This window comes from Emticicia sp. BO119 (genome assembly GCF_013912375.1).
Classification (GTDB): Bacteria; Bacteroidota; Bacteroidia; order Cytophagales; family Spirosomataceae; genus Emticicia.
Genome location: NZ_JACETV010000015.1, coordinates 20,614 through 35,131, shown reverse-complemented (window position 1 = coordinate 35,131; position 14,518 = coordinate 20,614). Strand labels below are relative to the sequence as shown.

Below are 14,518 nucleotides of genomic sequence, written 5' to 3'. Positions count from 1 at the left end.
TTGATTTTTTTAGGTTTTTTTTTCAGACCTTTATATCGGCAATAATCTGCTTGATGATTTTACTTCAAACATTTCTAACTCCAAAAAAACATGATGCAAAAATTTACTTTTTTGCGAGGAGCATTTACACTTCTCGTAGGGATTTTCTTTGCTTTTCAAGGCTTTGGTCAGGTTACTACCTCCTCTATTGCAGGTATAGTAACTGATGCCAAAGGCGAAGGGCTTCCGGGTGCAACAGTTGTTGCTATCCATGAGCCTTCTGGTACTAAGTATGGTACTATTACAAATGCTGCCGGCCGTTATGTGCTTCCTGCCGTACGTATCGGTGGCCCATTTAAAGTTACGGCAACTTTTGTTGGTTTTAAGGATGCTGCTAAAGAGGGTATTGTTACCAGTTTGGGAACAACCTCTAATGTTGACATCAAATTAGATGAAGAAGGGGCGATTCTTCAGGAGGTAAGTGTAACCGCTGCACGAAGCGACATCTTTAGTTCAGAGCGTACTGGTGCTGCTACTACACTTAACCGAGAAAACATTATCCGTCTTCCAACCCTTGGACGTAACATTAATGACATCGCCAAATACAATGCTTATAGCAATGGCCGTTCGTTTGGTGGTCAGGATAGCCGTTTTAATAATTTCACCATTGATGGTTCTGTGTTTAACAATGGTTTCGGTTTAGGTACTCAGGCACAGGCGGGTGGTCGTACAGGTACAACAGCCATCTCATTAGATGCGATTGATGAAGTGCAAATTAACATTGCACCGTTTGATGTCCGTCAGTCAGGTTTTGCAGGAGCAGGTATAAATGCTGTTACTCGTTCCGGAACAAACGATTTTTCTGGTTCCGCCTATACATTCTGGAAAAATCAGGACTTAGTTGGTACAACTGCTGCCGGAAACAAAGTTCCGGTTCCGACTTTCAAAGAAAACACTTATGGATTCCGTTTAGGTGGTCCGATTCTTAAAAATAAATTGTTTTTCTTTATAAACGCTGAAATGGTAAATGGTACTCGTCCTGCTTTGGATTGGGTAGCAAACCGTAATGGAGCTACAGGTAATATTTCTCGCACCACTGCTGCCGATCTTGAAGATCTGGCGTCTTTTATGAAAACTAATTTCAACTTCGACATTGGTGCAATTGATGGATATAACAATGAAGTAAACAGCAAGAAATTTTTGACCCGTTTTGATTACAACATCAACGATAATAACAAACTAACTATCCGTTATTCTCACCACAATTCAGAGTCAGACGCTTTAATCAGTAACAGTAACAGTTCGAATACTGCAGGTAACGGTAACCGTAATAACCTTTCTACTGCTATTTCGGCGCAGAACACAGGTTATAAAATTCAGGATAACACACGCTCGATTGTAGCAGAGCTAAACTCAACTTTCAAAAGTAAGTACGCTAATACCTTTATTGCTACTTATAATAAACAAATTGAAGATCGCCGTTATCGTACTCAATTCTTCCCGACAATTGACATCCTGAAAGACGGTTCAACCTATACTACAGTTGGTTTTGACCCATTTACACCTGATAACCGTCTGGATTATTCAACACTGAATATCACAGACAACTTCACTATTTTTGCAGGTAAACATACTATAACTGCAGGTGCGGCTTACGAGCACTTCAAATCAAATAACCTATTCTTTTATGCATCAAATGGTGTTTGGACATTCAACTCAATTGATGATTTCAAAACAGCCGCTTTAGCCTATAAAGCTAATCCGAACCTTACTACCTCTCCGGTAGAACTTAACAGATTCAACTATCGGTACACTTTATTAGATGATGGCCAGAAACCCTGGCAGACATTAAAAGTAGGTACTACAAGTTTGTACTTGCAAGACGACTACCAGATTACCAATAATTTTAAGGTAACTTATGGTTTAAGAGGCGATTACGTAGCTGTTGCTCCAACTGCTGAAGATTATGCAAACGATATTGTTGCAGCTTTGACTTTCAAAACTCCAACCGGAGGCAACTATAAAGTTAATACGGCTAATATGCCAAAATCAAGACTATATGCATCTCCACGTATTGGTTTCAACTGGGATGTAACAGGTAATAAGAGTACTCAAATCCGTGGTGGTACAGGTCTCTTCTTATCAAGAATTCCATATGTATTAATATCTAACCAATTGGGCAACAATGGTGTAAATATTGGCTTGATAAACGTAACCGGCAGTGCCGCTGCTAATTATCCGTTTACACTTGACCCAAGTAAATATACTCCGGCTACAACTGACTTATCTAAAATTAAAGGTTATAATGTTAATGCCTCTGATGAGAATCTGAAATTCCCACAGATATGGAAAACTAATATCGCCATTGACCAAAAATTACCATTTGCAGGTTTAATTTTCACAGCAGAGTTTATTTATAACAAGAGTCGCAACCAAACCTATTATTTTGATGCGAACCTGAAAACCCCAAGTAGCAAATTTGCAGGACCTGACAATCGTGACCGTTATCCTGCTTCTGGCTTATCAGGTGCTGCTGCCACTGCAGCACGCTTCTACAATGATGCCATCAACAGTGCCTATATTTTAAGTAATACCAGTTTGGGTAATGCCTCTTCGCTTACTTTTAAATTAGAGAAACCAATTACAAGAGGTTTTGGTGCTATGTTAGGATATACCTACGGTATAGCAAGAAATCTTTCAGAAGCTAATAGTACCGTAAATGCAAATATTCCTGCAGTTGGCGGTGTTAACTTTAATAAATTAGCTTATGCTGATAACGACCTTCGTCATCGTTTTGTAGGTTACGCAAGTTATCGTCTTGAATACGGCGGAAAATTTGGTGGTTCAACTATGATTACCTTGGGTGGTACTTCACAAAGTGGTGGTAAAATATCTTATAACTACTCAAATGATATGAACGGTGATGGTCAGATCAACGACCTTATTTTTGTGCCGGTAAAAGCTTCTGACCTTACATTCAGTACACTTACAACAGGTGGAAAAACTTTTACAGCAGCGGATCAGGCAGCGGCTTTTGATAAGTATATCGACAAAAATCCATATTTATCCACTCGTCGTGGTCAATACGCAGAACGCAACGCAGGCTTTTACCCCTGGTTGACTCGCTTTGATTTATCAATTGAGCAGGATTTCTTTGTAAAAGTAGGTAAAGGCAACAAAAGAAACGTAATCCGTGTAAGAGCAGATATTTATAACTTCGGTAACCTCGTTAACAACTCGTGGGGTGTAGGTAACTCTGCTACTTCATTTGCACCGTTAGTATTGGCAAGTGTTGATGCTACAGGAACTCCTGTTTACCGTATGAATACACAGGTTATTTCAAATGTTGGTTCTGATGGTAAAACAACTACCGAAACCATTTTGTTACGCGATTCATTTGTTAAATCAAAAACAATTGATGACGTATGGCAAATGCAGTTAGGTATCCGTTATATCTTCAACTAAGATTCAGCAAGTTTATTATAAAAAAAATCCTGCTTCTAACGAGGCAGGATTTTTTTTATAAAATGATTTTTCAAATCGCTGTAGTACCGCAGTAATATGGTTAGGATTAATTGAGGCTTTTGCAATGATTCTAATAAAAATGATGGTAAAGTATCTGATTTTTTTTAATATTGCTTTCTCCAATCTGATGGCACTCATATCCTAAGCCACCAGCCTTTTTGATTCAACCCTATGACTCGTATCTATGAATAGTTCACAATCATTATCGGCCCTTGATTGGCAAAGGCAGATTTATCTGAATGGTTTTGCAGGCATTAATCAAACAGTCAAAATAAATTATGAAGCTCTCGAGTCAGCAGCCAGAGAGAAATTATCTCGTAAATCATATGCCTATATTGCAGGTGGAGCAGGAATGGAAAGTACGATGCGTAATAATAGAATCGCTCTTGAGGCTTGCAAGATTGTGCCAAGAATGTTGCGTAATGTAGAGAACCGGGATACGCGTATTCATTTGCTGGGGCATACTTTTAATACTCCTCTATTTATATCACCTATCGGTGTACTTGAAATGGCTCATGCCGACGCAGATTTAGCTGTGGCAAGAGCGGCCAGCACACTTAATATTCCTTATATATTTTCTAATCAGGCGTCTTATCCGATGGAGGAAACCGCAGAAGTCATGGGAGATAGTCCACGATTTTTTCAATTATACTGGTCAAAATCCAGAGAATTGGTAACAAGCCTTATAAAAAGAGCTGAAAAGTGTGGCTGCTTAGGGATCATAGTAACACTTGATACAACTATGCTTGGCTGGCGGATACGTGACCTTGACTTAGCTTCTCTACCATTTTTAGAGGGTAAAGGCATTGCACAATATACCTCAGACCCTGTTTTTCAGCAGTTAATGGCGCAAAATATTATCCCTTCTACCAAGCAGCGTATTTCGTTAAAAACCATTCAGGGATTAATCAAGATGGTAAATAACTACCCTGGTTCTGGGTTTCTGAAAAAACTTAAATCAGGGAAACCTATGTCAGCTATCAGACATTTTACAGGATTGTATTCAAATGCTGCTACAACGTGGGAAGATTTAGCCTGGCTCAGGCAACAGACAAGCTTGCCAATTATTCTTAAAGGGATTCTGGCAGCAGATGATGCCAGAAAAACTCTGGATTACGGCATGGATGGCATATTCATTTCGAACCACGGTGGAAGGCAGGTAGATGGTTCTGTCAGCTCATTTGAAGTTTTACCTACCATTGCCAAAATAGTAAAGGGTAAAATACCCATTATTATTGATAGTGGTATTCGCTCGGGAGCTGATGTTTTTAAAGCATTGGCAATGGGTGCTACAGCCGTTTCTATTGGCCGACCTTATGTCTATGGATTAGCTTTGGGTGGTGAAAGAGGCGTTTATGAAGTTCTAAGGAATTTCATGTCTGATTTTGAATTGACAATGGGTTTATCGGGATGTGCAACTGTTGCAGAGATAACCTCAGATTGTGTTACGTACGCTTAGAAATTAATGAGTTTCAATACTCAAAACCTATACTTTAATCTGAATTTCATTCTTCAGGACTTTCGTAAAATTATATAATATATGCAAACAACAACAGATGTTATCATTGTTGGTGCCGGATTGGCAGGCTTAGTTGCAGCGGCAGAACTGGCTGATGCAGGAAAGAAAGTAATTATTGTAGACCAGGAGCCAGAACAGAGTATGGGAGGGCAAGCCTTCTGGTCTTTCGGGGGATTATTTTTGGTCAATTCACCCGAACAGCGTCGACTGAAAATTAAAGATTCTTACGAATTAGCTTTGGCAGATTGGATGGGAACTGCTCAATTTGACAGACCAGAAGATGAATGGCCACGCAAATGGGCGGAAGCCTATATAGACTTTGCTGCAGGAGAAAAAAGATCCTGGCTAAGGCAACAAGGAATCCGTTTCTTTCCAATTGTAGGTTGGGCAGAACGTGGTGGTTATGGTGCTATCGGGCATGGCAATTCTGTACCCAGATTTCACGTCACGTGGGGCACCGGGCCGGGCGTTCTGGCTCCCTTTGAACACCGTGTCCGGGAAGCTGTAAAAAAAGGGTTAATCACCTTGAAATTCCGCCATAGGGTTAATGAATTAATTATAAAAAATAAAGCAGTTGTTGGTATAGAAGGCGAAATTTTAGAACCAAGTAATGTAAATCGAGGAGAGAAAAGTTCTCGTGTAGCTATTGATACTTTTACCTTTTACGCACAAGCAGTTATTGTTACCTCGGGAGGCATAGGTGCTAACCATGAACTTGTCAGGCAGAACTGGCCAAAGAGATTAGGTGAACCTCCTAAACATATGCTCTCTGGTGTTCCTGAACACGTTGACGGGCGTATGTTGGCTATTTCTGAAAAGGCCGGAGCAAACCTGATAAACCGAGACCGGATGTGGCATTATACAGAAGGAATCCAGAACTGGAATCCTATCTGGCATCAACATGGTATCCGTATTTTACCTGGCCCCTCTTCATTATGGTTTGATGCAAAAGGGAATCGGTTACCCGTACCTTTGTTTCCCGGCTTTGACACCCTCGGTACACTACAGCATATCCGCCAGACAGGTTATGAATACACCTGGTTTGTTTTAAATCAAGCTATTATTAAGAAAGAATTTGCTTTATCGGGTTCTGAACAAAATCCTGACCTGACAAACAAAAGCTGGTTACAGGTATTAGGACGAGCCGGAGGGAAATCAGCTCCAGCTCCTGTAGAAGCCTTCAAAACCCATGGAGCGGATTTCATTGTAAAAGATAGTCTGAAAGACCTCGTAGATGCAATGAATGCACTCACAGGGGACAATCTGATTGATTTAACAAAGTTACAAGCAGAGCTTGATGCCCGTGACGGGCAGGTCACTAATAAATTCAATAAAGATATGCAAATTACAGCCATTCGAGGAGCTCGTCAATATATAGGAGACAAGTTGATTCGGACTGCTAAACTTCATCGGATACTTGACCCGAAATTTGGTCCACTAATCGCTGTCAGACTACATATTCTTACCCGTAAGACACTTGGCGGGCTTCAAACTGACCTGGCAGGTTGTGTATTGGGAACTGATGGAGAGGCTGTAGAGGGACTATATGCTGCTGGTGAAGTGGCAGGGTTTGGTGGTGGTGGCATGCATGGTTATAGGGCTTTAGAAGGAACTTTTTTGGGTGGGTGTATTTTTTCCGGGCGTACTGCTGGTCGTGCAGTTTCTAAGTCTGTTTAGCTTATATGGTTTATTATAGTCCGGATCACTTAATCTTCAATCAGTAGGGATAAGGTTCTATGTTTTAAACAGATATAGTATCAGAAATAAAATTTATAAAATTTTAGCTACAATTTATTATATTTTTTCTTTAATTTGTAATATTAAATATTCACACATTGCTAACCTAATTTTATATATGCAAAAATGCATTTTCCTTGATCGCGATGGAGTACTCAATGAAGATCGGGTTGATTATGTTTATAAAATAGAAGATTATGTCATTCCGGAAGGAGTGGTAGACGGCCTGAATTTATTAAAAAAAGCAGGCTATTTATTGATTGTTGTTACTAATCAGGCAGGTATTGCCAAAGGTATTTATACCCGGGAAGATGTACTAAACTGTTACGATTTTCTACAAAGCCAATGCGGGGGCGTCATAGACGACATCTATCTCTGCAAGCATCATCCTCAATATAGTTCAGAATCACTATTGCGCAAGCCAGACTCGCTTATGCTCGAAAAAGCCATCGCCAAATATGACATTGACACTACACATTCTTATATGATTGGTGATGCTGAAAGAGACGTAAAGGCAGGTATGAAAGCAGGAGTAAAAACCATCCATATTGCCACTGGAAAAGAGCATACTGAACTGGCCGACTATCGGTTTGGCAGCTTATTAGAAGCTTCAAAATTTATTATAGATAATCCTGTCCAATGATAAAACGATGGTTCATAGTGGATAAATCGCACCATGAACCACCTATATATTAACAATGTTTCTTCTCTGCCATAGTTTTTGGCGAAGTTTTACCATAGGCCGGACATTGCTGCTTGCGGCAAGCCGTCGTAGAGGCTCCTATACCAACCAAAAGAAAAAGGATCAGTAATTTAGATTTCATTAAAATATAATTTTCGGTTCTTTATACAACGTTTTATTGCCTGGATTATTTTATGCTAAGGCTTCCTCTGTCGTTTTCTTATTCTTTTTTGCCGAACCATTACCAGGGATTGTATGGGTTTCTTTCTTTTTCTGAGACTTATATCCTAAAATCTCCATCATCGAATTACTATCCTGCTCTTCAGCAAAAAGCTCGGTTGTGATATTACCCTCGGCATCTAAATTAACCAGCACATGCTGTGGCGCCGGAATCAGGCAGTGTTGAATACCTCCGTATCCACCCAAAGATTCCTGATAAGCCCCAGTATGGAAAAATCCGATATACTGGTCTTCATTTTCAATATCAAATACAGGCAGATATAAGTCTTCTGAATGAGCTTCAGTATTATAAAAATCCTGTGAATCACATGTCAGGCCGCCTAAATTTACTTTCTCATAGGGGCTATCCCAGTTATTAACAGGCATCATGATATATTTCTGACCAATACCCCACGAATCTGGTAATTGTGTAATAAAGGACCCATCTATCATATACCACAGCTCACGATCGTTCTGCTGTTTTTTGTCAATTACCTTATAAATTACTGCACCGCTCTCTCCTACTGTATAGCTACCAAATTCTGTAAAAATATGTGGCACAGGTACATTGTTTTTATTACAAATCCACTGGATGTTCTCAATGATTTCGTCAATCATTGCCTGGTAATCATAATTAAATACAAGTGAGGTCTGAATCGGAAGCCCTCCTCCAATATCAATTGAATCAAGATCGGGACACATCTTCTTCATTTCGCAGTATTTAAACATGAAACGAGTTAGCTCAGACCAGTAATAAGCATTGTCTTTGATACCCGCATTAATGAAAAAATGGAGCATTTTCAGCTTAAACCTTGGATTCGGTTTTATTTTTTCTCTGTATAACTCGTTTATATCGTTATATCTTACGCCTAAACGAGAAGTGTAAAAGGCAAAGTTTGGTTCTTCATCTGTTGCAATTCTAATGCCAAGGTTTACTGTTTCGGCTGTAGAGGTTTGCAAGTAATAATCAATCTCTTTCAGATTGTCTAAAATAGGAATACAGTTTACAAACCCTTCATTATGCAAAGCCGCAATTCCTTCCAGGTATTTCGGACGTTTATACCCATTGCAGATAATATAAGTATTCTGGTTAATTTTACTTTCCTCATATAAAGCTCTGATAATATCAATATCAAAAGCGGATGAGGTTTCGAGGTGAACATTACTATTCAATGCTGTTTCAATAACAAACCTGAAATGTGAAGACTTTGTACAATAACAGTAGGTGTAGCTTCCTTTATAATTGTATTTTTTCATGGCATTTCTGAAAAGCAATTTTGCGTTTTCGACATGCTCTGAAATTTTCGGCAGATAGCTGATTTTTAGTGGAGTCCCGTATTGTTTAATAATATCCATTAAAGGAACATTATTAAACATAAGTGTGTGTGCTTCGTCAACACCGAATTCCCGGGTCGGAAACTCAAAGGTTTGTTCTATAAGGTCTATGTAACGTTTCATCTCTAAGTAAAATGCATAAAACTTTTAATGTTTTGGAATTATTTTGAATCCACCAAGTTTAATCCGGATAGTTTCTTACCTAAGAAAGACCATCTCTATTTAAAATTGTGTGCAAATGTGATATAATTTTAACAACTTTGCAACTGATATTTGTAACACCGTTTTTATGGCTGTGGTTCAGATATTTTTATTAATTAATATTTGCTATCATCATACAAAACCCAAAAGATAAACCACTTACGAAACGTTTGGGTTTGTGAAATTCTTGTTATAAATGAGCCAAAAAATTCACTTTATTGCTATAGGGGGCGCTGTGATGCACAACCTGGCGCTTGCACTTCATAAAAAAGGATATATCGTAACTGGTTCAGACGATGAAATAAATGACCCCTCAAAAAGCCGATTGGCAGAGGCTGGTATCTTACCTGAGGAATTGGGGTGGTTTCCTGAAAAAATCACCAAAGATTTAGACGCTGTTATTTTAGGTATGCATGCTTTTGCTGATAACCTTGAATTATCCAAAGCTCAGGAATTAGGATTAAAAGTCTATTCCTTCCCGGAATATATTTATGAGCAAAGCCTTAACAAATTGCGTGTGGTAATTGCCGGAAGCCACGGTAAAACAAGTATTACCAGTATAATTTTGTTTGTGCTGAAATACTATAACCGTAAATTTGACTACCTTGTAGGTGCTCAGATTGAAGGTTTTGATGTAATGGTAAATCTTGATGATGAATCGCCTGTCATTATTATCGAGGGTGATGAATACCCGGAATCAAAAGTTCATTTGAAATCGAAGTTCTTGTTTTATCACCCACATGTGTGCTTGATTAGTGGTATTGCCTGGGATCACTTCAACATATTCAAGACTTTTGATAGCTACGTACAGACCTTTGAAGAGTTGGCTGACGGGCTGCCTAAAGCGGGTGCCATCATCTATGACGAAACCGATGATATTGTAAAAGTAATTGGTGCTAAAGACCGTCCTGATGTAGGCAGATTCCCTTATAAAGCACACCCTTATAAAGTAGAAAATGGCAAGTGCATATTGCTGGTAGGCAAAACAGAGGTACCTCTTGAGATTTTTGGTGAACATAATATGAAAAATCTGAACGGTGCCAAGATTATCCTTGATCGTTTGGGAATAACTGACGAAGAGTTTTATGAAGCCATTAAACACTTCAAAGGAGCCTCAAAACGCCTTGAAAAATTAGGCGAAAATGCTAATACATTGATATTCAGAGATTTTGCACATGCTCCATCAAAATTAAAAGCAACAACCAATGCTACCAAATCGCTTTATAATAGCCGTCGGTTAATTGCGTGTTATGAATTGCATACATTCAGCAGTTTGAATAAAGATTTTCTACCACAGTATGAAGGTACGATGGATGATGCCGACACGGCTGTGGTTTTTTACTCTCCTCACACGCTCGAAATGAGACGTATGCCTCCTATTTCGCCAGATGAAATCAAAAAAGCTTTTGGAGATGATAAATTGTTGGTATTTACAGAAAGAGAGCAAATTGTTGATTTTCTGTTGGAACAAAACTGGTTTCAGACAAATCTTCTGATGATGTCATCAGGCACATTTGGCGGTTTGGTTTTACCTGAATTGGCCAAAAGAATTTTAGAAAAAGAGGTAAAAGAGGAGTTTCCGAAGGTAAAAGTAATCTCAGAACAGAAAGAAGATAATTCGTGGTCTGGTTTGCTTACTCAATTCAAGAAAGTATTTAATAACGAATAACAGCTCTATGATAGGGGTAGCTTTTGGCTTCCCCTATCTATATTTCAGGAAAGCCCACAGTTTCCTTTTTTTCAGATAGTTCAGATCTGCTTCATTCAGATAGGCTTCTTTCTCAAAACTTATTCTTCTGTAGGCAACCCACCATTGCCTGCATTGTGCATAGTGATACAACCACTCGGCTACATACCAGATATAAAATGGTATTATCAAAAGTTCTAATTGCTGCCAGATATGAATCCGCTCATGATTTAACAATACATCATTGGGTTTTTTAGGTCTCACAATGATAAATGGAAAGAGCGTAATACCATTTATTTTTCTGAAAGGAATGCCTTTTATTATAATCATATTACCAAAAATAATAATGATTCTGAGGTATTTGAAATATTAAATGAGTAAACCTCGTTTAATATACCACAATTCATTGCAAAAGTCCAATTATCCTAAAAATATTAGGAAACTTTCAAATCCTTTTACACCTTTACGACAGTTTTAAACATTAACTTAATCAATCGATGAAAAAAATTAGTCTTTTTGTATCGGCATTTCTTCTAAGCACAATATCTTTTGCACAAACGGCTGAAGAAGTAATCAATAACTATGTTACGGCTATTGGTGGTAAAGATGCTATATCAAAAATAAAAGATTTAACCATGACCTTTACAGGAGAAGTACAAGGAGCAAACTTAGAGGTTGTAATACAGAAAAAATCTCCTAATAAGTTCATACAGGCTGTAAATGTAACCGGTATGGGAGAAGTACAAAAACAGGTATGCGACGGCACGAAAGTCCGTGCAAGTGGTATGCAAGGCTCAGAAGATATTACAGACCCTGAAAAAGTAAAAGCTGTTGCGATGCAAGCTGTTATTGTACCAGAGTCAGAATATGCAGCAATGGGTGCAAAATTAACCTATGCCGGAAAAGAAAAAGTAAATGCTACTGATGCTCATAAAATTGATGTGGCTATTGGAAGTGTAAAAATGACTGAATATTATGATGCTGCAACAGGATTGAAAATTCGTCAGGTCATCACGGCTGAAACTCCGATGGGTTCACAAACGATTACTTCTGATTTCACTGATTACAAAGAGGTAAACGGTGTAAAATTTGCGCACAAACTAAATCAGGATATGGGCATGATGCAACTGGCTCTATCTGCCTCTAAAATTGAAGCAAATACTAATTTAGCGGATGCTTTATTTGAAATTAAGTAAGCATATATGTTAAAAAAAATCTTGAACAGGAGGAATAGCTTTTTAGGCTTATTCCTCTTTTTTTGCCATTATACCTATTCACAGACTTACTATGAATTTACACATCTACAAATGGGTACACAATTCAGAATTATGCTATATGCGCCTGATTCTGCCACTGCATCAGCTGCCTCACAGAAAGCATTTGTTCGTTTAGATACTTTAAATATGATATTGAGCGATTATCGGGAGGATAGTGAGATTAATCGTTTGTGCCGAACATCAGGTACAGAAACTTATATAAAAGTGAGCAATGATTTATGGAAAATTATTAAGGAATCTATTAAAGGAGCTCGTATGTCTGACAATAACTTTGATATTACGATTGGCCCTATGACACAGCTGTGGCGACGCATGAAACGCCAGAAACAATTGCCTTCTGAGACCCAGATTGCTGAAGCAAGGGCAAAAGTTGGTATAGATAATATTGCTCTTGCTACTAACACACAATCTGTTATGCTAAAGAAGAAAGGAATGCGAATTGATTTCGGAGGAATTGGCAAAGGCTATGCGGAAGATGAAATGATGAAAACACTTCAAGAAAATGGTATAACCTCGGCCATGATTGAGGCCGGTGGAAATATTGTTATTTCAAATCCGCCTCATCAAGAAAAAGGATGGAAAGTTATTATCAATGCAAAAGACTATTACCTGAAAAATTGCGGCGTGTCGACCTCTGGAGATATGTATCAGTTTGTGGAAATAAACGAGAAAAAATACTCACACATCATAGACCCAAAGACAGGTATAGGCACTACTGAAATGAAACAGGTAACTATTATCAGTAAAGATGGTACGAGTTCAGAATGGTTATCAAAAGCGATATATCTAATGGATAAGAAAAAAGGTATGGTATTGCTTAAGAAAATGAAAGCTATAGCACTCTGACAGGTTATTGTTTTCCGTTTTTAAGGGTATAAGTAAGCTTACTGATAGAAAAGACCTCGCGGCTTGTTAAATTATCTTTTCTGATGCTCTGATAGCCATAAGCTAAAAAACTCTGTCCATACCACGCAATCAGATTTGTGCGGTCAGTATCTGTAATTTTTTCTTTATCTGAATTGGTTTTTAAATCAAAACTTTCCAGATCTTTTATCTTCTCATCTTTATTTACAACTACTGCTTTAATCAGATCTTCATCAGGATAAGCCAGAATATGAAAATCTTCCTGTCGGGTAATCTGTACTTTAGGACTTAATTCACTACCCTGAACATCTTTAAGTGAAATACTATTATCCCACAATAATTTTCCATTATGATCAAAACCACAAAGAATAGCATGAGTATAGCGAAAATTATTGTAGGTATCGTTGCCAATACGGTAGCTCCGCCAATTACTAAAACCATTATTGGCAGGTGCCTTATATTCAGGGTAAAACACTTCTGCAATTAATATCCAGCCTTCCGGGGTGCTTACTATATCGTGCAACAATAATCTGTTTCTTAGCTTCACTTCCTTTCCCCTTTCTTTTTTAAGCCTTATTTTCTCTTTTATTTTTTCTTCTTTCTTCGGGGTCATAAAACTGAAGAAATTCTGTAAATCAGAAAAATCTATATATTGTATTTTTGAATCATTAGATAGATTCTGCATATAGATACCAATAGAAAGTGGAGAACACCCCTCGGCATAATTGCCCAGCAACAAAGGCGTTCCATTATCCATATTCAGTATTTTGCCCGAAATAGGTGTTCTTTGTTTATCTCCTAAGCCTACCGAATTGAGTGGTTTGCCTTCATAAGAATACGTTTTTATGATATACTGGCAATTCCGTTCGTTTTTCAGCATTACATATACTACTTCATTTCTGGCACTTACATCCATTTCACTGATCATCAAATGATTGGCATGAATCTCTGGCAAAACCTTAGAAGTTTTATCGAAGAAACTGAACATCACTACCACGGGGCGATCATTATATTTGCCTCCAATAAAAGCCTTACTTTGCAAAACGGTAAAATGCTCAATGTCCATATTGGTCAGCAAATTGCCTTCTACGTAGGTTTTGTCGCCTGTTTCTAAATCTAATCTTAACACCCGAATGTCAGTTCTTTCTCTCTTTTTGAATAGAACAAACAAAAACCGCTCATTCTGAAAGGTCTTGTTCAATAAAAATTCATCTTCAGGAACAAAGCTGGCTTTCCATAGTTCTGTCAATGTGCTATCATATTTATGGAAATCTATCGTCATTTTCCGACGGTACACATCTTCTATTGAATGAAATAGTAATACACCATTTTCTTGTAAAGAGAACAATTGATGGTCTTCGTCCATACTACTATTCAGGTCAAACTCTATTCTTTTTCCTTGTACCAATTGTGCAGAAACTGAAAAAGGTAGTAGTAAAAAAAAAGTAAAAATCAGTAAATAACGTTTATCTGTGCTTTTCATAATAGCTAAT

Annotated in this window: 11 protein-coding genes; 7 read left to right on the top strand and 4 right to left on the bottom strand. The window is 38.0% G+C overall.

Going from position 1 to position 14,518, the window contains the following annotated elements; translation table 11 throughout:
• Nucleotides 1–90 precede the first annotated feature (90 nt).
• The 4 genes from H1R81_RS26825 (at nt 91) to H1R81_RS26810 (ending at nt 7,403) form a co-directional block, all read left to right on the top strand.
• Entirely contained in the window at nt 91–3,444 is a 3,354-nt protein-coding gene (locus H1R81_RS26825) for a carboxypeptidase regulatory-like domain-containing protein (protein WP_181843847.1), read from the top strand.
• Nucleotides 3,445–3,688: 244 nt separating this feature from the next.
• Nucleotides 3,689–4,963, top strand: a complete 1,275-nt coding sequence (locus H1R81_RS26820) for a lactate 2-monooxygenase (protein ID WP_181843846.1) — start codon at nt 3,689–3,691, stop codon at nt 4,961–4,963.
• Between the two features lie 81 nt (nt 4,964–5,044).
• Complete coding sequence (locus H1R81_RS26815; RefSeq protein ID WP_181843845.1) at nt 5,045–6,700, top strand: FAD-binding dehydrogenase; 1,656 nt, start codon at nt 5,045–5,047, stop codon at nt 6,698–6,700.
• Between the two features lie 178 nt (nt 6,701–6,878).
• Nucleotides 6,879–7,403 carry an HAD-IIIA family hydrolase gene (locus tag H1R81_RS26810; RefSeq protein WP_181843844.1) on the top strand — a complete coding sequence of 175 codons (525 nt, stop codon included), beginning with the start codon at nt 6,879–6,881 and terminating at the stop codon, nt 7,401–7,403.
• A gap of 49 nt (nt 7,404–7,452) precedes the next feature.
• Here H1R81_RS26810 and H1R81_RS27655 read toward each other — a convergent pair whose 3' ends face one another.
• Together H1R81_RS27655 and H1R81_RS26805 are read right to left on the bottom strand one after the other, a co-directional pair.
• On the bottom strand, nt 7,453–7,584 hold the full coding sequence (locus tag H1R81_RS27655; RefSeq protein WP_255463277.1) for a hypothetical protein: 132 nt from the start codon (nt 7,582–7,584) through the stop codon (nt 7,453–7,455).
• Between the two features lie 50 nt (nt 7,585–7,634).
• Nucleotides 7,635–9,119, bottom strand: coding sequence for an arginine decarboxylase (locus H1R81_RS26805; protein ID WP_229251232.1), 1,485 nt, complete (start codon nt 9,117–9,119; stop codon nt 7,635–7,637).
• A 274-nt stretch (nt 9,120–9,393) separates the two neighbouring features.
• Here H1R81_RS26805 and murC point away from each other — a divergent pair, with 274 nt between their 5' ends.
• Nucleotides 9,394–10,866, top strand: a complete 1,473-nt coding sequence (murC, locus tag H1R81_RS26800; RefSeq protein ID WP_181843843.1) for a UDP-N-acetylmuramate--L-alanine ligase — start codon at nt 9,394–9,396, stop codon at nt 10,864–10,866.
• Nucleotides 10,867–10,899: 33 nt separating this feature from the next.
• Here murC and H1R81_RS26795 read toward each other — a convergent pair whose 3' ends face one another.
• Nucleotides 10,900–11,214, bottom strand: a complete 315-nt coding sequence (locus H1R81_RS26795) for a hypothetical protein (RefSeq protein ID WP_181843842.1) — start codon at nt 11,212–11,214, stop codon at nt 10,900–10,902.
• Nucleotides 11,215–11,381: 167 nt separating this feature from the next.
• Here H1R81_RS26795 and H1R81_RS26790 point away from each other — a divergent pair, with 167 nt between their 5' ends.
• Entirely contained in the window at nt 11,382–12,080 is a 699-nt protein-coding gene (locus tag H1R81_RS26790) for a hypothetical protein (RefSeq protein WP_181843841.1), read from the top strand.
• A 6-nt stretch (nt 12,081–12,086) separates the two neighbouring features.
• The gene (locus tag H1R81_RS26785; RefSeq protein ID WP_181843840.1) at nt 12,087–13,007 is read left to right on the top strand and encodes an FAD:protein FMN transferase; all 921 of its coding nucleotides are present in this window, start codon (nt 12,087–12,089) and stop codon (nt 13,005–13,007) included.
• Nucleotides 13,008–13,011: 4 nt separating this feature from the next.
• Here the strand turns inward: H1R81_RS26785 and H1R81_RS26780 are convergent, their stop codons facing one another.
• Nucleotides 13,012–14,508 (bottom strand): hypothetical protein, encoded by a 1,497-nt coding sequence (locus tag H1R81_RS26780; protein ID WP_181843839.1) that lies wholly within the window; start codon nt 14,506–14,508, stop codon nt 13,012–13,014.
• Nucleotides 14,509–14,518: the final 10 nt, after the last annotated feature.